The organism is Streptomyces sp. DS1-CR2, assembly GCF_055760475.1.
This window is the reverse complement of the sequence record NZ_CM147085.1, coordinates 8,789,101-8,809,726: the sequence shown is the minus strand read 5'-3', so window position 1 is coordinate 8,809,726 and position 20,626 is coordinate 8,789,101. Positions and strand designations below refer to the sequence as shown.

18 protein-coding genes are annotated in these 20,626 nt (G+C 70.1%); 16 read left to right on the top strand and 2 right to left on the bottom strand.

The genetic code is table 11. From position 1 onward, the window contains the following. Window positions 1-94: 94 nt before the first annotated feature. Complete coding sequence (locus tag ACY0PA_RS41255; protein WP_473082452.1) at window positions 95-1,573, bottom strand: FGGY-family carbohydrate kinase; 1,479 nt, start codon at window positions 1,571-1,573, stop codon at window positions 95-97. Between the two features lie 172 nt (window positions 1,574-1,745). Here ACY0PA_RS41255 and ACY0PA_RS41250 point away from each other — a divergent pair, with 172 nt between their 5' ends. The 12 genes from ACY0PA_RS41250 (at window position 1,746) to ACY0PA_RS41195 (ending at window position 14,678) form a co-directional block, all read left to right on the top strand. Continuing rightward, window positions 1,746-1,949 carry a substrate-binding domain-containing protein gene (locus ACY0PA_RS41250; RefSeq protein WP_473086596.1) on the top strand — a complete coding sequence of 68 codons (204 nt, stop codon included), beginning with the start codon at window positions 1,746-1,748 and terminating at the stop codon, window positions 1,947-1,949. A gap of 175 nt (window positions 1,950-2,124) precedes the next feature. After that, entirely contained in the window at window positions 2,125-2,487 is a 363-nt protein-coding gene (locus ACY0PA_RS41245) for a PucR family transcriptional regulator ligand-binding domain-containing protein (protein ID WP_473082451.1), read from the top strand. Window positions 2,488-2,660: 173 nt separating this feature from the next. Further along, window positions 2,661-3,827, top strand: a complete 1,167-nt coding sequence (locus ACY0PA_RS41240; RefSeq protein ID WP_473082450.1) for a substrate-binding domain-containing protein — start codon at window positions 2,661-2,663, stop codon at window positions 3,825-3,827. Window positions 3,828-3,930: 103 nt separating this feature from the next. Continuing rightward, complete coding sequence (locus tag ACY0PA_RS41235) at window positions 3,931-5,277, top strand: ABC transporter substrate-binding protein (protein ID WP_473082449.1); 1,347 nt, start codon at window positions 3,931-3,933, stop codon at window positions 5,275-5,277. A 31-nt stretch (window positions 5,278-5,308) separates the two neighbouring features. Continuing rightward, window positions 5,309-6,292 (top strand): carbohydrate ABC transporter permease, encoded by a 984-nt coding sequence (locus ACY0PA_RS41230; RefSeq protein WP_473082448.1) that lies wholly within the window; start codon window positions 5,309-5,311, stop codon window positions 6,290-6,292. After that, entirely contained in the window at window positions 6,289-7,161 is an 873-nt protein-coding gene (locus ACY0PA_RS41225) for a carbohydrate ABC transporter permease (protein ID WP_473082447.1), read from the top strand. The genes ACY0PA_RS41230 and ACY0PA_RS41225 overlap by 4 nt, the downstream gene beginning before the upstream one ends. Before the next feature lie 23 nt (window positions 7,162-7,184). After that, on the top strand, window positions 7,185-8,165 hold the full coding sequence (locus ACY0PA_RS41220) for a hydroxyacid dehydrogenase (RefSeq protein ID WP_473086595.1): 981 nt from the start codon (window positions 7,185-7,187) through the stop codon (window positions 8,163-8,165). Beyond that, the gene (locus tag ACY0PA_RS41215) at window positions 8,162-10,036 is read left to right on the top strand and encodes a DUF2264 domain-containing protein (RefSeq protein ID WP_473082446.1); all 1,875 of its coding nucleotides are present in this window, start codon (window positions 8,162-8,164) and stop codon (window positions 10,034-10,036) included. The genes ACY0PA_RS41220 and ACY0PA_RS41215 overlap by 4 nt, the downstream gene beginning before the upstream one ends. 255 nt (window positions 10,037-10,291) lie before the next feature. Beyond that, a complete protein-coding gene (locus ACY0PA_RS41210) occupies window positions 10,292-11,440 on the top strand; it encodes a Gfo/Idh/MocA family protein (RefSeq protein WP_473082445.1) in 1,149 nt (382 codons plus the stop codon). Continuing rightward, complete coding sequence (locus tag ACY0PA_RS41205; protein ID WP_473082444.1) at window positions 11,437-12,360, top strand: DUF6807 domain-containing protein; 924 nt, start codon at window positions 11,437-11,439, stop codon at window positions 12,358-12,360. Before ACY0PA_RS41210 ends, ACY0PA_RS41205 begins: the two co-directional genes overlap by 4 nt. Continuing rightward, the gene (locus ACY0PA_RS41200; protein ID WP_473082443.1) at window positions 12,354-13,082 is read left to right on the top strand and encodes a cupin domain-containing protein; all 729 of its coding nucleotides are present in this window, start codon (window positions 12,354-12,356) and stop codon (window positions 13,080-13,082) included. Before ACY0PA_RS41205 ends, ACY0PA_RS41200 begins: the two co-directional genes overlap by 7 nt. Window positions 13,083-13,349: 267 nt before the next feature. Beyond that, window positions 13,350-14,678 (top strand): amidohydrolase, encoded by a 1,329-nt coding sequence (locus tag ACY0PA_RS41195; protein ID WP_473082442.1) that lies wholly within the window; start codon window positions 13,350-13,352, stop codon window positions 14,676-14,678. Here ACY0PA_RS41195 and ACY0PA_RS41190 read toward each other — a convergent pair. After that, window positions 14,605-16,221, bottom strand: coding sequence for a phosphodiester glycosidase family protein (locus ACY0PA_RS41190; protein WP_473082441.1), 1,617 nt, complete (start codon window positions 16,219-16,221; stop codon window positions 14,605-14,607). The two genes, ACY0PA_RS41195 and ACY0PA_RS41190, sit on opposite strands and share 74 nt — an antisense overlap. 378 nt (window positions 16,222-16,599) lie before the next feature. Between ACY0PA_RS41190 and ACY0PA_RS41185 the strand changes: the two genes are divergently transcribed. The 4 genes from ACY0PA_RS41185 (at window position 16,600) to ACY0PA_RS41170 (ending at window position 20,389) form a co-directional block, all read left to right on the top strand. Beyond that, on the top strand, window positions 16,600-17,430 hold the full coding sequence (locus ACY0PA_RS41185) for an ABC transporter substrate-binding protein (RefSeq protein WP_473082440.1): 831 nt from the start codon (window positions 16,600-16,602) through the stop codon (window positions 17,428-17,430). Between the two features lie 83 nt (window positions 17,431-17,513). Further along, on the top strand, window positions 17,514-18,278 hold the full coding sequence (locus ACY0PA_RS41180) for an amino acid ABC transporter permease (protein WP_473086594.1): 765 nt from the start codon (window positions 17,514-17,516) through the stop codon (window positions 18,276-18,278). A gap of 54 nt (window positions 18,279-18,332) precedes the next feature. Next, window positions 18,333-19,133 (top strand): amino acid ABC transporter ATP-binding protein, encoded by an 801-nt coding sequence (locus tag ACY0PA_RS41175; protein ID WP_473082439.1) that lies wholly within the window; start codon window positions 18,333-18,335, stop codon window positions 19,131-19,133. A 392-nt stretch (window positions 19,134-19,525) separates the two neighbouring features. After that, window positions 19,526-20,389: an LLM class flavin-dependent oxidoreductase gene (locus ACY0PA_RS41170; RefSeq protein WP_473082438.1), complete on the top strand. Its 864-nt coding sequence runs from the start codon at window positions 19,526-19,528 to the stop codon at window positions 20,387-20,389. Window positions 20,390-20,626 lie beyond the last annotated feature (237 nt).

Sequence of the window (20,626 nt, the reverse complement as noted above, 5' to 3'; positions counted from 1 at the left end):
CGCCCACATCGCATGCAGCACCGGAGCGTCGAAGACGAGCGCGGGCGCGAACCGCGGCCGGGCCCGCCATACGGCGGTGAGGCCGCCGTGGTGTTCAGCGGGACTGGAAGCCGGCCAATGCGTGGACGACGTGGGACGACGCCGGGTAGAGCTCGCGGTACAGCGCGTACAGCTCGTCGTAGCGGGACGTCATCTCCGGGCGGGGGGTGACGACTTCCTGGACCGGGTTCCATGCGTCGATGCGGGCGTCGGTCACGAGTTGGGCGGCGAGGAGCGCCCCTCCGTAGGAGGCACCGATCGAGGTCGTACGCACCTCTTGGGCCCTGCCGGTGACGTCGGAGACGATCTGGGTCCACAGGCGTCCTTGGGTGCCGCCGCCGACAGCGACGACACGGCGGATGTCACCCCCGGCCGCTTCGATGGCCTCGATGTTGTGCCGCACTCCGTACGCCGTGCCTTCCAGGGCTGCCCGGTACAGGTCTCCGCGGGTGTGGGACAGCGTGAGGCCCGCGATGACGCCGCGCGCCCGTGGGTCGGTGATCGGGGTGCGCTCCCCGGCGAAGTACGGAAGCATCAGCAGGCCGCCCGCGCCTGGGCCCGACTCCTCGGCCAGGTGCAGCAGTTGCCGGTAGTCGTCGCTGCCGAACAGCTCGCGCAGCCAACTCGTGACGGCGCCGGACGTTGCCATGCCGCCGGCGAGGTTGCGGGTGTCGGGGAGGGCGCCGACGGTGCTCCACAGCGAGGGGTCGCGCAGCAGCCCCGGCACGGTGTGAACAAGGAACATCGTCGTGCCGTACATGAGCATGAGGTCGCCGATCCCGTGCGCGCCGACGCTCAGTGCCTCGGCCCAGGCGTCGATGGTTCCGGTGGTGACCGGGATACCGGTCGGCAGGCCGGTGAGGCGCGCGGCCTCGGCGGTCACCGTGCCCGCCGCCTCGCCGGACCAGCGCAGTTCGGGAAGTTCGATGCCGGGGGCGATCAGGTCGCTGCACGGGGTGTACCAGTCGCGGGCCAGGGTGTCGTAGAGCGGGGTGCTCTGACTGGCCGAGTGGTGGTCGAGGACGTAGGCACCGGTCAGTTTGCGTACGAGCCAGGAGCTGGGCATGTAGAGCCTGCGGGCGCGGCCGTAGAGCTCCGGTTCCCGTTCGGCGATCCACGCCACCTTGGGCCCCGCCGCCTGGGTCGTGAGCCGCGAGCCACAGCGGTGGGCGATCTCTTCGGCGCCCAGCTCGCTTTCGAGCCGCTCGATCTGGGGGACGGAGCGGGTGTCCACGCCGTACAGGATCGCGGGGCGTACAGGTGTGTCGTGCTCGTCGGCGAGCAGCACGCAGGGTCCCATGCCGCTGACCCCGACCGCGACGACCTCCGCGTCGTGGACGGTGGTCAACTCGCGGGACAGGGACACGAATTCGCCCCACCAGATGTCCGCGTCCATCTCGACGTGCCCGGGGGCCGGGCGGTCGACGGCGTGTTCTCGGACGGCCGTGTGCAGCACGGCGCCGTCGAGGCCGACGAGCACGCCCTTGCTGCTGGACGTTCCGATGTCCACACCGATGACTGCTGACTGAGGCATACGAGCACCGTATTGCCCGGTCCGATCCGGAGTGTTTGGCTGAGTCATTTCAGGCCGGAAGTCTTGATGGACTCGACCATCTGGCGCTGGAAGACGAGGAAGAGGGGCGAGCATGGGTGTCACCGCGACCACCGCGGCTGCCAGGACGTAGTTCCAGTTCGCGCGGACCGGACTGCTCTCCTTCGGCGACGTACCGTGGCTCGAACTGGTCACCCCGTCACTGACCTCGGTCCACCTCCCGTCGTACGAGCTGGGGTTCGCCGCGGCGGGACTCCTTCAGGAGCGCATCGCGGGCACGGACAAGCCACTGTGGACGGTGGTCCTGCGTACGTCCCTCCAGGCCAGGGACTCGACGAGCGGACCGGCCCGGGAGTGACGGTGCCCGGACTGCCAGAACGAGAGGCCGAACAGGATGGGGAAGGCGGGACCGCTCCGCCAAGCCCCTGGACCTGTTCCGAGTCGCGTTCGGTGGCGCCAACACCTTCGCCACCTGCGTGCTGGGCCTCTTCGTGCCCGCACCGATTGCCGAAGCAATCCGACAGCCTCGCTTTGTGGCTGAGCGCAAAGAACACCGCACCGACGGGGTGGCCCGCCAGCGGGTGACCGTCGGGGACCTGCTGTCCTACCCCGCGTTGCAGTTGGGCCTGGTCGCGGGCGCGGCGGGCCTGAACCACTCGGTGTCGTGGGCGCATGTCAGCGAGCTGGACGACCCGACACCCTGGCTCCTGGGCGCCGAAATGATCATGACGACAGGTCTCGCGATGCCGCGCTCGGCCGCCGGGCAGCGGGCCTACCTGGAACGGCTCGACGACGCCGGGGTGGCCGCCCTGGCCGTCTCCGCCCAACTGCACATGCCTGTTGTGGGCCGCCTCCCACGCCGCGGCATCCGGCCGCCCGATGGCCCCGCCTGGTGAGCACGATCGTGCGGCCCGGCTCCGGCCGGTGGATCCGCACACAGGGCAGCCCCGTCCCACACCGAGGTCCCTGCCGCAGAAGGGCTGACCTTCGCGCACCCGCTGGTTATGCTGCCGCCGAAGCGTTCACGGAAGCGCTCAAACGAACAGCGGGTGTCGAGGGGGCCATCAGCATGCGTGAGCCGGTCGATCTCAGGCGGCAGCGGATTCTCGCCGTGGTGCAGTCGCGCGGGGCGACGCGGGTGAGCGATCTCGCCACGGAGCTCGCCGTGTCGGTGGTGACGCTGCGCCGCGATGTCGAGGAACTCGCCAGGGAGGGCAAGCTGCGCCGTGGTCACGGCGTCGCCCGCCCGGTGCTGCCCGAGACGGAACGGGCCGCTGCCCCCGTCGAGCCGATGGCCGACGGCGGTCCGGTCGCGGTCGTCGTTCCCGAACGCCACTCGTATCTCTACGAGGCGCTGCACGGCGCCCGGACCGCGTTCGAAGAGGCGGGGATCCGGATCGCGCTGCACATCGCGCCGGCTGTCGCGGGAGCCGAACAGCCCATCGTGGAACAGGCGTTGGCGGCCGGCGCGCGTGGCCTGCTCATCGCCCCGCGCTGGCGCAGCAGGGCCACGGAGGAGGCCGACTACACGTGGCTCGCCTGCCTGCCGGTGCCCGCGGTCGTGATGGAGCGCAGGCCCCGGCGCGGCAGCGCGCTGCACGCCGTGGACACGGTCTGTACCGATCACTGGTATGGCATCCATCTCGCCGTCGAACACCTCACCGGCCTCGGCCACCGGCGCATCGTGCTCGCCGCGAGGGACGACAGCCCCACCGCCCGCGCCCTGCGCGCGGCGTTCGTCGAGATCGCCGCGGACCATCCGGACGTCGACAAGTGGGCGGTGGCGCTCAGCTCGCCCGGGGCGGCTCCCGACCCGGCGGCGGAGGTGACGGAGAAGCCCGTCGAACTCCCCGGGCTGCTGGCCGAGTTGGGTGCGACGGCAGCCGTGCTGCACGGTGATGTGGACGCGCTCATGCTGGTGCAGTCGCTGCGCGACGGCGGGGTGCGGGTCCCTCAGGACTGCTCCGTGATCGCGTACGACGACGTGGTCGCGGGTCTCGGCAGCACGCCGCTCTCGGCCGTCTCGCCGCCGAAGGCCGAGGTGGGCCGGGCGGCGGCGGAGTTGCTGCTGCGCCGGCTCGGCGGGCAGTCGTCGGCCTCGGGGGCGGGACCGGCGCGACGTCTGGAGCTGCTCCCCACTCTGCAGGTGCGCGGTTCGACTCAGGCCCCGCACGCCATGGGATCGCAGGCACCCGACACCTCAGGGACCTCGGGCACAACTGCCGCTCCGCAATGAGCGTTTGACCGTTTCATTTTCTTCTGATCGCTCTATTGACCAAGTCCGGTCAGCCGATCAGGATTCCCGTGACTCGAACACGCAGGAGCCGCGGGAGGCGCCCATGCCTGGTCGACAGAGCCGTCGATCGGTGCTCGCCGCGATCACCGCGCTGCCCCTGACGGGCGCCCTGAGCGCCTGCAGCGGGAACGACAGCGCGTCATCCGGGAGCAGCAGCAAGTCCGGTACCAAAGGCAAGACCACCATTACGTTCTGGTCCGCGCTCCGCGGCAGCCAGGAGGTGGTGGATGCGTTCAACAAGACTCACGACACCATCCAGGTCGCTTTCGAGCAGATACCGTCCGGCACCTCCGGCGGATATCTCAAGCTCAGCAACGCGGCCCGCGCGGGCAACGCGCCCGACGTCGCCACCATCGAGTACCCGCAGGTCCCGGGCTACGCGATCGACGGTGTGGCCCGGGACATCACGGACGTGATCAGCGACAAACTCAAGGCCAAGCTGCTGCCGCAGGCGCTCGGACTGACGACGTTCGAGGGGCGTACGTACAGCGTGCCCCTGGACGTCGAACCGATGGTGCTGCACTACCGCAAGGACCTTTTCGACAAGTACGGCTTCGACGTCCCCACCACCTGGGACGAGTACACCGATCTGGCCCGCGCCGTTGCGCGCCGTACCGGCGGCAAGCGCAAGGTGACCTTCTTCTCCACGGACATGGGCCAGTTCTCGGGCTGGTGCTGGGGGGCCGGTGCGCACTGGTTCGACACCTCGAAGGGCGCCTGGAACGTGTCGCTCGCCGACGCGCCCACGCGCCGCGTGTCCCAGTACTGGCAGCGGCTCATCGACGAGGACCTCGTCTATGTCAATCCCCCCAACAGCCGCGAGGCCGACGCCCAGGTCGGCAACGGCCTCGTCCTGACCCGGCACAGCGGCGCCTGGGACGCGGGTGCGCAGATGAATGCGCGCCCCCAGCAGAAGGGACTGTGGCGGATCGCCCCGCAGCCCCAGTGGGACTCGGCGAAGCCGGCGCTCGGCACCCACGGCGGCTCGACCTTCGCCATCACGAAGGACAGCAAGCACCCGGAAGCCGCCATGGAGTTCATCGAGTGGCAGGTCTCGCACCCCGACGCTCTCAAGGCCCGGCTCTCCAGCGGCGCTAGCAGCCAGTACCCGGCCGCGACCGAGCTGATCAAGGTGGGCCGCGCCGCCTTCGACCGCTCGTACTACGGCGGGCAGGACATCTACACGCTGTTCGAGAACGAGGCCCAGAAGATCAGCGACGGCTGGGTCTGGGGGCCCCGGATGACCGCGACCGGGCAGGTCATGTCGGACGCCTTCGCCCGGGCGGCGGCAGGCTCCGGAACGATCGAGTCCTCCATGCGCGCCGCGCAGGACGGAACGATGCCCGATCTCAAGGCGCTCGGCCTCAAGACCACCCAGCGCTCCACGTGAGCCCCCGCATCCCGAAAGGCAGGTGAGTCCCATGACCGCGACAACCCATGTCCCCGCTACGGCGGCGGCTCCCCAGCGGGAGGCGGACGGCGCCCGGCGCAAGGCGCAGCGTGCGGCGGGGCGACGCCGGGGCGGCGCCGCGGGCGTCCTGATGGCCCCGTTCTTCATCCTCCTCACAATCGTCTTCCTGATCCCGGTCGCGACGGCGGTGTGGCTGAGCTTCTTCAGCGACGACCAGCCGGGCCTCGGCTTCGGCCCGGAGCGCACGGTCTTCGTCGGCCTGCGCTCGTACGCCTCCGTGCTCACGGACCCGTCGTTCCTGTCCGGCCTCGGCACGGTCACGCTGTACTGCGTGATCTACATCCCGGTAATGACCATCGGCTCGCTGGCGCTGGCGCTGCTGCTCGACTCAGGGCTCGTACGGCTGCGTTCCTGGGCCCAGCTGGGCCTGTTCCTGCCGCACGCGGTGCCCGGCATCATCGCGGCGCTGATCTGGCTGTACCTCTACACACCCGGCATCAGCCCGATCATCCAGGTGCTCGGCAAGGCCGACATCACCGTCGATTTCCTGGGCCTGCACACCGCGATTCCGTCGATCGTGAACATCGCGGTGTGGAGCAACCTCGGCTACAACATGGTCGTCTTCTACGCGGCCCTGCAGGCGGTCCCCCGGGAGGTCCTGGAGGCGTCCGTGGTCGACGGGGCGGGCCCGGTGCGCACCGCGCTCCAGGTGAAGGCACCGCTGGTGCGCTCCTCGATCGTCATGGTCGCGATGTTCACACTGATCTGGGCGCTGCAGCTGTTCACGGAACCGATGCTTCTGCGCGCGGGTTCGCAGGTCGTCGATGCCCGGTTCTCCCCGAGCATGTACATCTACGACGCGGCGTTCAGCCGAAACAACTACTCGCTCGCGGCCGCCGCGTCGGTGATCCTCCTCGTCATCACGATCGCCGTCTCCTACGGCGTCACCCGCTGGACCAACCGTGTCAACTCGGCCGAGGAGAACGCACGATGACCACTGCCGAGCTGAGCAGGTCCACCCTGCTGCGACCCCGTCTGCTGGGCAGGACGACTGTCAACGTCGTCGTCGCGATCTCCGTCCTCTACACCATCCTGCCGGCGCTGTGGCTGGTGCTCGCCGCCGGCAAGTCCCGCGACGCCCTGTTCAGCAGCAACATCCTCTCCTTCAAGGACTTCTCGTTCGTCCAGAACGTCAAGGACCTGTTCGCGATGGACGGCGGCCTCTACAGCCGCTGGTACGGAAACAGCCTGCTGTACGCGGTGCTCGGCGCCGCGATCGGCGCGATGATCAGCGTCGCCTGTGGCTACGCCTTCGACAAGTACCACTTCCGGCACAAGGAGAAGCTGTTCGGCCTGGTACTCGCGGCGGTCATGGTGCCGCAGACGGTGCTCGCGCTGCCGCTGTACCTGCTCGCGTCCGCGACCGGCGTCGTGAACACCTTCTGGTCGGTCTTCATCCCGGTCCTGTTCAACCCCTTCGGTGTGTACCTGGGCCGCATCTTCGCCCAGGGCTACGTGCCGAACGAAGTCCTGGAGGCGGCCCGCGTCGACGGCGCCGGTGAGCTGACGACATACGTCCGCGTCTCGCTGCGGATGCTCGGCCCCGGCCTGATCACGGTCTTCCTCTTCCAGCTCACCGCGATCTGGAACAACTTCTTCCTGCCGATGGTGATGCTGTCCAACCAGAAGCTCTATCCCGTCAGCCTGGGCCTGTTCCAGTGGAACAGCCAGGCGACCGTCTCGCCCGAGTACTACCCGGTGGTGATCATGGGTTCGCTCCTCGCGGTCCTCCCTCTCGTCGTCGCGTTCATCTTCCTCCAGCGGTTCTGGCGGTCCGGCCTGACGGCGGGGGCGGTCAAGTGAGCAAGCCCCGCGTAGCGCTGGCCATGTCCCCCCAGGCCGCGGCGGCCGTCTTCACGCCGCGGTCCGTGGCCGCGCTCGCGGAGGTGTGCGACCTGGCGCCGCTGCCCGTACTGGACGACCTGACGAGCGTACGGGCCAAGGATGTCCTCGCCGATGTCGAGGTGCTGGTCACCGGCTGGGGCTGCCCGCCGCTCGACGCGGACGTACTGGCATCGGCGCCGCGCCTGAAGGCCGTGGTGCACGCGGCCGGTTCGGTGCGCGGGCATGTCACCGACGCCTGCTGGGAACAGGGCGTCGAGGTGTCCTCGGCCGCGGCGGCCAACGCGCTGCCGGTCGCGGAGTACACCCTCGCGATGATCCTGCTGCACGGCAAGAACGTCCTCGAACGGGCCCGCGACTTCCGGCGGACCCGTGCGCGCGACAACTGGCTGCTGACCACGCATGAGGTGGGCAACTACCGCCGCACGGTGGGCCTGCTGTCCGCGTCCCTGATCGGCCGCCGGGTGATCGAGCTGCTGCGGCCCTTCGACTTCGAGGTGCTGCTGCATGACCCGTACGTCACCGGGGCGGAGGCCGCCGAACTGGGCGTGGAGTGGGTGGAGCTGTCCGAACTCTTCGCGCGCAGCGACCTGTTGAGCGTCCATACACCGCTGCTGCCGGCCACGCGCGGCCTCGTCAGCCGGGAGCTGCTCGGCTCCATGCGGGCGGGGGCCACCCTCATCAACACCTCGCGCGGCGCCGTCGTCGACCAGGACGCGCTCACCGATGCCGTGAGCACGGGCCGCATCCGGGCGGTGCTCGACGTGACGGACCCCGAAGTCCTGCCCGCCGCTCACCCCCTGTGGGCCTGTCCGAACGCACTGATCACGCCCCACCTCGCAGGTTCCCAGGGCAACGAGTGGGAACGCCTCGCCGACACGGCCGTCGGCGAGGTGGCCCGGTGGGCCGCGGGCGACGGCTTCGCCCATCCCGTACGACGCGAAAGGCTGGCGTTCCTCGCATGACCAACCCGTTCGAACTGCCTGACGACGACCGCGAGTTGAGTCCCTTCACGGGCTACACGCGCGCACACTGGGAGGCCGTCGCCGACGGGCTGCTCGGCGCCGCGTGGCGCTGGGCCACACCCGAGGGCGCCCTGCTCGACCTGCCGGGACGCCCCTCCGCATCCGGGGTCCGCTCGGACGGCCTCGAAGGCTTCGCCCGTACGTTCCTGGCAGCCGGTTTCCGGGTCGCGGGCGCCGGCGGAAAGGACCCGCACGGCTGGCTGGAGCGGTACGCACAGGGCCTGACGGCGGGCACGCGGACGCCCGGCCGGGACGACGCCGAGTCATGGCCGCTGATCCTCGAACACCATGTACAGGGCCAGCCGATGGTCGAGTCGGCGTCCGTGGCGCTCGGCCTGTCTCTGACCCGGCCGTGGCTGTGGGACCGGCTCGACGCCGATGTGCAGGACCGGGCGGAGACCTGGCTGCGCGGCGCGATCAATCACACGCCCGCACCCAACAACTGGTATCTGTTCCCGTTCACGGTGGCGTCGTTCCTCGAGTCGGTCGGCCGCGGCGACGAGGCCACAACGCGCGCCATGGAGCGGGCACTTGGGCTGATGGAGACGTGGTACCGGGGCGACGGCTGGTATGCGGACGGCGACGGGCAGGCCTTCGACCACTACAACGGGTGGGCGCTGCACCTGTACCCGATGCTGCACGCGCACCTGTCCGGCGACACGGCGCTGGCCGCCCGGTTCGGGCCCCGTCTGCGTGAGCACCTCGAAGGGTTCTCGCTGCTCTTCGGCGCCGACGGGGCGCCGATCCACTTCGGGCGTTCGCTGACCTACCGGTTCGCGGCGTCGGCGGCCGTCGGCATCGGCGCCGTCACCGGCCACACTCCGCTGACGCCGGGTACGTCGCGCCGCCTCATCAGCGCGAGCCTGCGCTACTTCCTCGACCGGGGCGGGGTGACGGACGACGGGCTGCTGAGCCTGGGCTGGCACGGCCCGCATGACGCGACGTTGCAGACGTACTCGGGGCCGGCATCACCGTACTGGGCGTCGAAGGCGTTCGTGGCGCTGCTCGCGCCGGAGGACGATCCGCTGTGGACGGCGACCGAGGAGCCCGCGCCGAGCGAGGGCCCGGACCGGGTGCTCGCCCTGCCCGCGCCGGGACTGCTCGTCCAGTCGACGCGGGCCGACGGGATCGTACGGCTCCACAACCACGGCAGCGACCACGTCCGCCCGCACGAATCGGAGTCGGCCGCTCAGGACGACCCGCTGTACGGCCGTCACGCGTACTCGACGCACACGGGCCCGACGTCCCGGACGAATGTCGCCGACAACCATCTCTCGGTCGTGGTCGGCGGCTCGTCCAGCGTGCGGCGCCGGATCCGTCCGCTAGGCGCGGGCCAGGGTGACGGGTGGGGCTGGGCCGCGTCCTCGCACCTGCCGGTGTTCGCTTCGGGCCCGCCGATGGTGCCGGGGCTGCGCGTGGAGAGCGTGACCGTGGCCCGGGGCCGGTACGAGCTGCGGGTGCACCGGGTCGTAGGGGCGCCGCACGGGGCGGGGCTCACGCTCACGGGGTGGGCCTCGGACGCCTTGAGTTCACAGCTGCAGGGCCTGTACGGGTGGGGCGAGCGGGACGAGGTGCGGGCGCCGCAGGGGACGGCGTACGAGCGGTGGGTGCGGGTGCCGCGACTGGCCGGCGAGGCCGAAGGAACGGCGGTTTTCGTTGCGCTGGCGTCGTTGAGCGCCGGTGAGCCCAGCGCTCCGCTCGCCGACGTGGTGTCCGAAGTACGGTTCAGCGAGGGGGAGTTGCGCGTGCTGTGGGCCGATGGTCCGCAGACCGCCGTGACCTTCGAGCCGGTGCGCGTCACCCATGGGTGAGGCCTGTTCCTGAACCGCCGGTCCGCGTCCTTGATGCCTGCGGCCCGCGCGTGCGGGCCGCAGGCCGGGCGCCGATCCGTCAGGCGGCGGGCAGCGGCTGCCGCTCACCGCTCGTGGATTCCCGCACTTCCAGCCAGTAGGGGGCCACGTGCACCTCGAACGGCGGAGGGGGTTGACCCTGCGGATGCGTGGCGGTTACAACGTTGGAACCACCTCACGGCAAGCGCTTGCCGTCCGTCTCTCGAGAGGGTTCCCATGTCTCCAGATCGTCCCCACCGTCCGCTCCGCGCGGCCGTCGTCGGAGCGGGTGGTATCGCGCGGTCCAGCCATCTGCCGGCCTTGCAGAAGCTGTCCGCGGAAGGGGAGACGGACGTCGTGGCCGTGGTGGACGTGGACGACACCGCGGTACGTGCCTTCGCCGACGCGTTCCGGATTCCCTACGCGTCCACGGATCTCGACACGATGCTCGCCGAAGTGCGCCCGGATCTCGTGGTGTTGTGCACCCCGCCCGCCGTGCACCGTGAACAGTCCGTCGCGGCGCTACGAGCCGGTGCCTGGGTCTGGTGCGAGAAGCCGCCGTGCCCGTCTCTGGCCGACTACGACGCCGTCGAGGCGGCCGAGAAGGGCGGTGACGGGGACCCGTACGCGTCGATCGTCTTCCAGCACCGCTTCGGCTCCGGCGCCCGGCACATCCGCCGACTGCTGCGCGAGGGCGCGTTCGGCCGGCCGCTGGTGGCGCACTGCCAGACCACCTGGTACCGGGACACCGCCTACTACGCCGTGCCGTGGCGCGGCCGTTGGGCGACCGAGGGCGGCGGCCCGGCGATGGGGCACGGCATCCATCAGACGGATCTACTGCTCGATCTGATGGGGCCGTGGACCGAGGTGCGCGGCATGGCCGCGCGGCTCGTGCACGACGTGGAGACCGAGGACGTGTCCACCGCCCAGATCCGGTTCGCCGACGGTGCCGTCGGCACGGTCGTCAACAGCGTGCTGAGCCCCGACGAGGTCAGCCGCATCCGCATCGACTGCGAGCTCGCGACGATCGAGCTGACGCATCTGTACGGCTACCGCAACGCCGACTGGCGCATCACGCCCGCTCCCGGCGTCCCCGAGGAGACCGTCGCCGGCTGGCACGACTTCGGGGAAGACGAGCCCAGCTCGCACCTCGCCCAACTGCGGGCGCTCGTCGCCGACATCAAGGCCGGACGACGCCACGCCACCAGCGGCGCGGGCGGACGGCAGACGCTCGAGTTCATCACCGCTCTGTACAAGTCCGCGTTCACCGACGTGCCCGTCCGCGCCGGTGACATAGCCCCTGGCGACCCCTACTACACCGCCCTGCACGGCGACGCCCAGGGATGGGCGCCTGCCGGCCCCCACCAGGAGGAGGACCCCGCATGACGCTCGCACTGACCCACGCCCACGGCGACCGCGTCACCGTCGCCCACGCGGCCACCGGCACCGAGCTGTTCGCCTACGTGTACCGGCCCGAAGCCGCATGGGAGGCCCCCAAGCCGTACCTGCACCCGATCCGCACCCTCTCCGGCGCGGTCGTCACCGACTACCGCCCCAACGACCACCGTTGGCACAAGGGACTGCAGCTGACGGCCTCTCACCTGTCGGGCCAGAACCTGTGGGGCGGCAACACCTACGTGCACGGCGACGGATACCTCGCCCAGCCCGAGAAGGTCGGCTCGATGGCCCACGTCGCCTTCGAGGAGGTCTCCGCCACAGACGGCCGCGCCGTCATCGCCGAGCGTCTGACCTGGCACCCGCACACCAAGGAACTGTGGGCCGACGAGGAACGCCGCATCGAGGTGCGCGACGTGGACGCGGATTCCGGTAGCTGGTCGCTCACATGGACCTCGGCCGTCACCAACCGGCGCGACGAGCCGCTGCGCTTCGGCAGCCCCACCACCCACGGCCGTCCTGCGGCCGGATACACCGGCCTGTTCTGGCGCGGGCCGCGGGCCTTCCGCGACGGGCGGGTCTTCACCGCCGAAGCGGACGGCGGAGACCTAATGGGCAGTCAAGCACCCTGGCTGGCGTACGTCGGTGAGCACGACGGGCGCGACGGTCACGCCACCCTTGTCTTCGAGCACGCCGCCGCCAACGACCACGCGGGCGACAAGGGAACGCACCCCGCTCACTGGTTCGTGCGCAGCGACCCGTTCGCCGCGGTCGCGCCGTCCTGGGCCTTCCACGAGGAACTCGTCCTCGCGCCCGGCGACACCCTTACCCGTAGCTACCGCGTGACGATCGCCGACGGCGCCTGGGACCGCGAGCAGGTCGCCGCGCACCTGCGGGGGCACGCGTGGTGAGCGCGACGTACGACGGCTTCCCGGCGGCGGTGGGTGTGTCCCACCTGACGGTCTACGACTGGCCCACGGTCGACGGGCTGCCCGGCGGCGGCACCCCGCATCTGCACCTCACGTGCAGCGAGGGATACGTGGTGACGGCCGGGCGTGGCACCGTGCAGACCCTGACCACGTCCGGCTACCAGGAGACACCTCTGGAGCCGGGCACCGTGGCCTGGTTCACGCCGGGCACGATCCATCGGCTCACCAATGCCGGCGGCCTGCAGATCACCGTCGTGATGCAGAACAGTGGCCTGCCCGAAGCGGGCGACGCGGTACTCACCCTCCCCCAGGACCTCCTCACCGACGCCGAGACCTACGCGAGCGCGACCCGTATCCCCACCGACGTCCCGGAAGGCCGGCAGGTGGAGGTCGCCCGGGCCCGCCGCGATCTGGCGACCCGCCGGTTCCTGGAACTGCGCGAAGCCACCGAGGGCGGCGATCCGGAACCGCTGGCGGCGTTCCAGCGGGCCGCCGCCGACTTGATCCGCCCGCGCCTCGACGCCTGGGAGCAGCGCTGGCAGGACGGCGCACATGCCGCCGCGGCGGCGACCGGGTCCCAACTCGGCGCTCTGCGTGCGAAGGACGCCGGACACCTGGCCCGGGCCAGGGTCACCGCGACCGGGCCCACCGCCCGGGGACGCTTCGGCATGTGCGGCCGACTGGACGTCTACCTCGGCATCTGACACCCGGCCTCGCGGCTGGTCACCGCCCCTTCCAGGGCACGCCCTGCCGCGAGGCCGGTCACCACTCCGACCAGTTGAACTCGCCCAGTGCGGCACGCGTCCTCTCGTGCTCGGCGACACGGTCGACTCCCGCGACGGTGACGGTGCACACCCCCGCACAACCCCTTGGCACGTACATCAATCAGCGCCACCTGCCCGGGGGCGACCCGCATCACATGTGTGCGGAGTTACGGTACGCACATCGGTACTCAGAAAGGTCAGGTAGCCATGTCGAAGACGGTGACCGCGCAACTGCCGGAGATCCGCGATGAACTCGCCGCCTTCTACAAGGATCTGCACCAGAACCCGGAACTCTCGCTCCAGGAGACACGAACCGCCGGTCTGCTGGCGCAACGCTTGCGCGACGCGGGATTTGACGAGGTGGCCGAAGGAATCGGCGTCACCGGCGTGGTCGGGCTGCTGCGCAACGGTGAGGGGCCGGTGGTCATGCTCCGCGCGGACTTCGACGCGCTGCCGGTGGAGGAGAAGACCGGGCTGCCCTATGCGAGCCAGGCGCGTGGTGTGGACAACGAGGGCCGTGACGTACCGGTGATGCACGCCTGCGGTCATGACATGCACGCCACCTGCCTGACCGGCGCCGCCATGCTGCTCGCGCGGTCGCGTGATCAGTGGCGCGGCACCTTGCTGGTGGTGTTCCAGCCGGCTGAGGAACTCGCGGTCGGCGCGCGCGGGATGGTCGATGACGGACTGTTCGAGCGGTTCCCCAAGCCCGAGATCGTGCTGGGCCAGCACGTCGGGCCACTGCCCGCAGGGGTCGTCGGCTACGGCACGGGCCCAGTGATGGCTGCCGCGGATTCCCTGAACGTCACCCTCCACGGTCGCGGCGGCCACGGATCCCGGCCCGAGGCGTCCATCGACCCCGTGCTCATGGCGGCGAACGTGGTCACCCGGCTGCAGGGCATCGTCGCGCGGGAGGTGCCTCCGGCGGAGACGGCCGTGGTGACGGTGGGTCGCCTGCAGGCGGGCACAAAGGACAACATCATCCCCGACAAGGCCGAGCTGGGGGTCAACGTCCGTACCTTCACCCCGGCGGTCCGCGACAAGGTCCGCACCGCTATCGAGCGCATCGTCATGGCGGAGTCGCAGGCGAGCGGCGCGGAGCAGCCGCCGGAATTCGACTGGACCGGCGCCGCTCCGGCGCTCGTGAGCGAGCCGGAGGCGACGCGGACCACGGTCGCCGCGTTCGCGGAGCACTTCGGACAGCAGCGGATCATGCCCATGCCTCAGGTGAACGCGAGCGAGGACGTGGGCGTATTCGGTGAGGTGCTCGGCGTGCCGACCGTGTTCTGGTTCTGGGGCGGCCTGGACACCGAAACGGTCCTCACCGCGCTCGCGGAGGACCGGCTGGACGAACTGCCGGCCAACCACTCCCCCCGCTTCGCCCCACTCGTCGAGCCCACCTTGAGCACGGGCGTGGAAGCACTCGTCGTAGCCGCCCTGGAATGGCTCGCGGACGGTGGGATCAGTCTCGGCCGGGGAGGACCAACAGGGCGTCTCCGACCGGGCGTTCGCCGGTCGCGTCGGACGGGGCGTTGATCACGTGCCCGTCGGCGACCATGGTGGTGGACCCGCCGCCGTCGAGGTTGATCGCGTCGCGCAGGCCCAGTGCCCGCGCGACCGCGGCGCTCTCCGGGATGCTGAGTCCGAGCGCGCCCGTGCTGCGTCCGTCGGCCGTGACGAGGACGGTCCGTCCGGCGGCGTCGACTCCGGCCAGCGTGCGCGGATTGCGCTTGTGCACCCAGCCGTAGTAGAAGCTCGGGTTACCCGGCTGGACCATGCCGTCGGTGCCCACGGTGATGTGTGTACGGCCGTCCCGGATGAGTCCGGGGCCGCCATTGAGGATGCTTGTACTGGTGGACGGGGAGACGGTGCGCCCGTCGGCGTCCTTCAGCACGGCCTGGATCCGCAACTGGCGTCCAGTCTGCGCCAGTTCGGCGAGTGGGGACACGTAGCGTCCGGTCGCCTGTACGGAGCTGCCGCCTGCCGGTAGCGATCCACCACGCGGCGATCGCACCTCACGTACCCGTCCGTGGCGGTCGAGTACGGCCTCAAGGCCTTCGCCGCTCGGGGTCTTCCCGCCGAACTCGCCGGTAAAGGCGACGAGTTCGTCGTCGTCCTTGCACGTCGTGTCGTGCAGCGGCAGTGAGGTGGGCGTGTCGTCGGCGGTGCCGCCGCAGTTCCTGATCAGGCCGGGGACGCGGTTGATCCCGTCCAGCGGGATCGAGGCGCCCCTGCCTACCAGCTTGCCCTGCCAGGTGAGCCGGGCGATGCCGGTCCGCGTCCCGGAGTCCTGGATCACCAGGGAGGGGCGCGTGCCCACGGGTTCGCTCAACAGCCGGCCGTCGTACACACCGACTCCGGCCGGATCGCCGGGGGCACCGGCGTTCGGGTCGAGCACGAAGAACCCGGCGTTGACCCCTGCGGTCGCCCCGGCCGCGGCCACGAGCTGACTGGTCTTCTCACGGTTCTCGAGATCCGGCCCGTACGACGCTCTCAGCGCGCCGCGGAAGCGGTGCGGGTCGATGGTGAGGACGTCGATCCGCCACGGGCCCCGGTCCGTGGGTTCCCCGTCCCACCCGCGATACACGGCGGCACCGGTGAATCCGACCGTCCGAAGCCGGGTGCGCTCGGCCGTGGCCGCGGACTGCGACCCGAACTCCCCGACCCGGACACGCCATCCGAGCGTGCCGCCCGCGAAGTCCGCCGTCGCTGGTGTGGTCACCTCCTCGGCCCGCGCCTCGAAGCCGTCTTCGCGCAGGCGGGCGACCAGTTCGTCGGCGCTCGCGCGGTCGTTGAGCGCTGCTGGTGGCGCATCGGGATCCGGCGAGCCGGCACCGCCGGGGATGGAGACCTCGACCGTCCACCCGAGCGCCGGGGCGTCGGCGCCGCGCACGATACGGGTGAGGGTGACACCGGGCTGGAGCTGCTGCGTCGTCCGCGTCTCGGGCAGGTCGGCGGGGCCGAGCGGCAATGCGCCGGCCGACCCTGGGGCCGACGCCGACGAGGCCGGTACCGACAGGCCTCCCACGACGGCGAGAACGGACAACACCGCGCCCACGCCGAACAGTCTGCTGTTCACGTGCCCCCCACCGGACGAAGAACGACTCTCCCGTAACGGTGCTTGTGGTCGAGACCACTCGTCAAGGCATGTGCACATCATCCCTGCATACGACGCGGCCGATGACCGTGGGCCCAGGCCGATGAGGCGTCCCGCGTGCGACCCGCACCACTCAAGATCGAAAATGTGAAGGCTTCCGGAGTGGCTGGTGACAGCTCTGGACTTTCGTGTTCGCGCTGATGCAGGGTGTGCCCACCGCAGTCGGAGCTCCGCTTGGGCCTGTCCCCCAGTGGCCCGTAGTCACGGCTGCGCGGGAACCCGTCGGGTGCCCGTCCCATTCCAGGTCAACTTCTCCCTGCCCAACGGAAGTTGCGATTCTCCATGCACAAGGGAAGTCCAGTGAGCCCTCACGGAAGACTCGTCCGCCGCTCCACCCCGCTCGTGCTCGCCGCCGCGCTCGCCCTGTCGGCCACCGCCTGCAGCAAGGAACAGGCCACCACGACGGCCGGCGGCGTGAAGCTGGTCAAATCCGGCCAGTTGACGACGTGTACGCATCTCCCGTACGCGCCGTTCCAGTCGGAGAAGGGGAAGAAGATCGTCGGCTTCGACGTCGACCTGATCGATCTGGTCGCCGACGACCTCGGTCTGAAGCAGGAGATCGTGGACAAGTCGTTCGAGACGATCAAGACGGGCGCGGACCTCAACGCAGGGGTCTGCGACGTGGCTGCCGCGGGCATGACGATCACCCCCGAGCGCAAGCAGCACCTGGACTTCTCGACCCCCTACTTCGACGCCAACCAGGCGCTTTTGGCCCGTAAGGGCGTCAAGGCGAAGTCGCTGGACACCATCAAGAGCGGCAAGATCAAGCTGGGATCGCAGTCGGCCACCACCGGCGAGGACACCGCGCACGCCGGCGGCATCGACTCCAAGTCGTTCGAGAGCTCGGACGCCGAGCTGAACGGACTGCGCACCGGCCAGGTGGACGTCGTCATCCAGGACTACCCGGTGGTCCAGAACTGGCTCAAGAACCCCGCCAACGCAGCGAAGTTCACCGTCACCGGCACGGTCCAGACGGGCGAGAAGTACGGCTTCGCCGTGCGCAAGGGGGGCAACCCCAAGCTCCTCGCCGCCATCGACAAGGCCATCAAGAAGGCCAAGCAGGACGGCACGTACAAGAAGCTGTACGAGAAGTGGATCGGCCCGATGCCCGCGGAGGCCGCGTCCCAGTGACCTCCTCTCACGCACCCGTCGCGGGGAAGGCCCCGGCCCAGCCGGCCGCGCGCCCGCGCCTCTCCCCGCGTCGGCGGCGCAGCATGCTCCGCGGGGCGCAGTACGTCGTCCTGGCCGGCGCGGTGATCGCTGTCGCCGTGCTGGCCGACTGGCACCAGTTGCAGCAGCAGTTCCTCGAACTGTCCGTGGCCAAGCGGATGTTCCCCGATCTACTGACGGTGGCGCTGGCCAACACGGTGGCGTACACCCTGTCCGGATTCGGTGTGGGCCTCGTACTCGGACTGGTCATCGCCCTCATGCGGCTCTCCTCGGTCGCCCCCTACCGCTGGATCGCCTCGCTGTACATCGAGGTGTTCCGCGGACTGCCCGCCCTGCTGATCTTCATCTTCATCGGGGTCGGCGTCCCCCTGGCATTCCCCGGTCTTGCCATCCCCGGTGGCGCGTACGGTCAGGTCGCCGTGGCCCTGGGCCTCGTAGCCGCCGCATACATGGCGGAGACCATCAGGGCCGGCATTCAGGCCGTGCCCCGCGGCCAGATGGAGGCCGCGCGAACGCTGGGCATGTCCCACGCGAGGGCCATGTGGTCGATCGTCATCCCCCAGGCCTTCCGCATCATCGTGCCGCCGCTCACCAACGAACTGGTCCTTCTCTTCAAGGACTCGTCACTCGTGCTGTTCCTGGGCGTCTCCCTGCAAACCCGTGAACTCACCAAGTTCGGACGGGACCTGGCCAGCGAGACCGCCAACACCACACCCATCTTCGTGGCCGGTCTCTGCTACCTCCTGATCACCGTCCCGCTGGGCTACGTGGTGCGCCGCCTGGAGGCGGGCCATGCGAAGGCGCGGTAAGCGATGAGCGCCAGCGAGCCCTCCGGCACCATGAGAGAACACAAGGGGACGGGCATGACGCATGCCACCACCACCGCCGACACGTCCGCGCCCACACCGACCCGGGCGATCGAGATCCGCGCGCTCCATAAGTCCTTCGGTGACCTCCAGGTCCTGCGCGGCATCGACTTCACTGTCGACACAGGCGAGGTGGTGTGCGTCATCGGCCCTTCCGGGTCGGGCAAGTCGACGTTGCTGCGCTGCACCAACCTGCTCGAACAGCCCACTCAGGGCCACGTCCTCATCGCCGGAACCGACATCACCGACCCGGATGTGGACATCGACCGGCTACGTCGCCGTATCGGCATGGTGTTCCAGCAGTTCAATCTCTTCGCGCACTTGAGCGTCCTCGACAACCTGACGATCGCTCAGCGACGGGTGCTGGGGCGGGACAAGACCGAAGCGGTACAGGTGGCCCGACAGAACCTGGCCCGTGTCGGACTCGCGGACAAGGAGGACAGCTACCCCTCACAACTGTCGGGCGGTCAGCAGCAACGGGTGGCCATCGCCCGCGCCCTGTCAATGGGCCCCGAGCTGATGCTGTTCGACGAGCCCACGAGCGCGCTCGACCCGGAACTCGTCGGAGACGTCCTCGCCGTCATGCGCGGCCTCGCGGACGACGGGATGACGATGATGGTCGTGACCCACGAAATGGGCTTCGCCCGGGAAGTGGCCGACCGTGTCGTCTTCATGGACGACGGCGTCATCGTCGAACAGGGAAGCCCTGACGAGGTCCTGGGCAACCCCAGCCACCCACGCACCCGGGAGTTCCTCGCCCGAGTCCTGCGCCCGGCGGACACCCTCACGGAGTCCTGACGGGATACGGCGCTACACGTGCGCCACGGCGAGCGCAGCCCGACACACGCCCCTGGTCGCCGACCGGGGGCGTAGTCACGATCCGTTGACAGGATCACTGACGGGACATGTGACGGCAGAACCGCCCCCGGCCGGGGCAAGAAGCACACGGATCTCACCGCTGGCCGAGTCCGGAACTCCGGAGACCTGGATCCGCACCGTGCCGAACTTCTCCTTCAGATCGTCGACCCGATAGTCGGCAGCGTGGGCACGGAGACCTTCGTGCAAGCGCGACAGGAGGGGACGCCAGCCGGGGCCGACTGCACGCAGCTGTTGTGGCAACTGATCAAAGGGGCCACACTGTGCCGTGAGACCCTCTGGACCCTGTTCCGATTGCACCGCATCCTGCTGGGATGCGCTTCTCCATCAACATCCCCAACTTCGGTGACTTCGCCGACCCCCGTAACGTCGCAACCGTAGCGACCGCCGCCGAACAGGCCGGCTGGGACGGGCTCTTCATCTGGGATCACGTACTGCACCGACAGCACCAGGATCGCCCCTTCGGGGACCCGTGGATGCTCCTGACCGCCGCCGCGCTGGCGACCTCGCGGATCCGACTGGGCACCCTGCTGACGCCGGTCCCTCGTTACCGGCCGCAGCAACTCGCCCGCCAGGTCGCCACGTTGGACCAGCTCAGCGGCGGCAGGGTGATCTTCGCCGCGGGTCTGGGCGGTCCGGTCGAGGACGAGTACCGCAGCTTCGGCGACGCCGCCGAGCCGCGCGTCCTCGCCGAGCGACTGGACGAGGGGCTGGAGCTGCTGGGCCGCTTGTGGTCAGGCGAGCCGGTGAACCACCACGGCCGGCACTACGAGGTCCGGGACGTGGCGATGCTCCCCGCCACCGTGCAGCGTCCCGCTCCCCCGGTGTGGATAGGCGGATTCTGGCCACGCCGTGCGCCCATGCGGCGGGCAGCGCGCTGGGACGGCGCGGTGCCGCTGTTCGAGAGGGCCCGGCATGGGCATGTGCCGGATGCAGCGGAGGTACGGGAGCTGATCGGCTATGTGAGCAGTCAACGTACGGCAGGGACGGACCGGCCCTTCGAGTTCGTGCTCGGCGGAGCCACGCCCCCGGACGCGGCGAAAGCCAAGGACGTGATCGGACCGCTGCACGACGCAGGCGCCACCTGGTGGGACGAACGGCAGATCCAGACCGGCCCCGACCTGGATCGTCTGACCCCGGTTCTACGTCGGATCGAGGCGGGGCCGCCAGTGCTCTGAGACGTAGACGACGCTCCGCCTTCACGACGCGATCCTGCGCTGAGACTCGCACAGAACGCACCCCGAGGGACCCAGCCCGCCCGCGCGGCAGGCCGGGTCCCTCGCCGTCTCGCGCCGGGCGAACTCTGCGTCTGCGACCTCAACTCCCCCTCACAGCAAGGCCACACCCCACCAGAAAGTTTCGTCCGGCCCCTTGACCTGCCCCCTGAGGCGCCCGCACAGTACGGGCTAATACGC

Bases quoted from the DNA above. Each gene is read 5' to 3' on its own strand.
- ACY0PA_RS41170 (WP_473082438.1), top strand. From the start codon at position 19,526: ATGCGCTTCTCCATCAACATCCCCAACTTCGGTGACTTCGCCGACCCC.
- ACY0PA_RS41175 (WP_473082439.1), top strand. From the start codon at position 18,333: ATGACGCATGCCACCACCACCGCCGACACGTCCGCGCCCACACCGACC.
- ACY0PA_RS41220 (WP_473086595.1), top strand. From the start codon at position 7,185: ATGTCCCCCCAGGCCGCGGCGGCCGTCTTCACGCCGCGGTCCGTGGCC.
- ACY0PA_RS41230 (WP_473082448.1), top strand. From the start codon at position 5,309: ATGACCGCGACAACCCATGTCCCCGCTACGGCGGCGGCTCCCCAGCGG.
- ACY0PA_RS41255 (WP_473082452.1), bottom strand. From the start codon at position 1,573: ATGCCTCAGTCAGCAGTCATCGGTGTGGACATCGGAACGTCCAGCAGC.
- ACY0PA_RS41180 (WP_473086594.1), top strand. From the start codon at position 17,514: ATGCTCCGCGGGGCGCAGTACGTCGTCCTGGCCGGCGCGGTGATCGCT.
- ACY0PA_RS41235 (WP_473082449.1), top strand. From the start codon at position 3,931: ATGCCTGGTCGACAGAGCCGTCGATCGGTGCTCGCCGCGATCACCGCG.
- ACY0PA_RS41215 (WP_473082446.1), top strand. From the start codon at position 8,162: ATGACCAACCCGTTCGAACTGCCTGACGACGACCGCGAGTTGAGTCCC.
- ACY0PA_RS41225 (WP_473082447.1), top strand. From the start codon at position 6,289: ATGACCACTGCCGAGCTGAGCAGGTCCACCCTGCTGCGACCCCGTCTG.
- ACY0PA_RS41210 (WP_473082445.1), top strand. From the start codon at position 10,292: ATGTCTCCAGATCGTCCCCACCGTCCGCTCCGCGCGGCCGTCGTCGGA.
- ACY0PA_RS41205 (WP_473082444.1), top strand. From the start codon at position 11,437: ATGACGCTCGCACTGACCCACGCCCACGGCGACCGCGTCACCGTCGCC.
- ACY0PA_RS41240 (WP_473082450.1), top strand. From the start codon at position 2,661: ATGCGTGAGCCGGTCGATCTCAGGCGGCAGCGGATTCTCGCCGTGGTG.
- ACY0PA_RS41195 (WP_473082442.1), top strand. From the start codon at position 13,350: ATGTCGAAGACGGTGACCGCGCAACTGCCGGAGATCCGCGATGAACTC.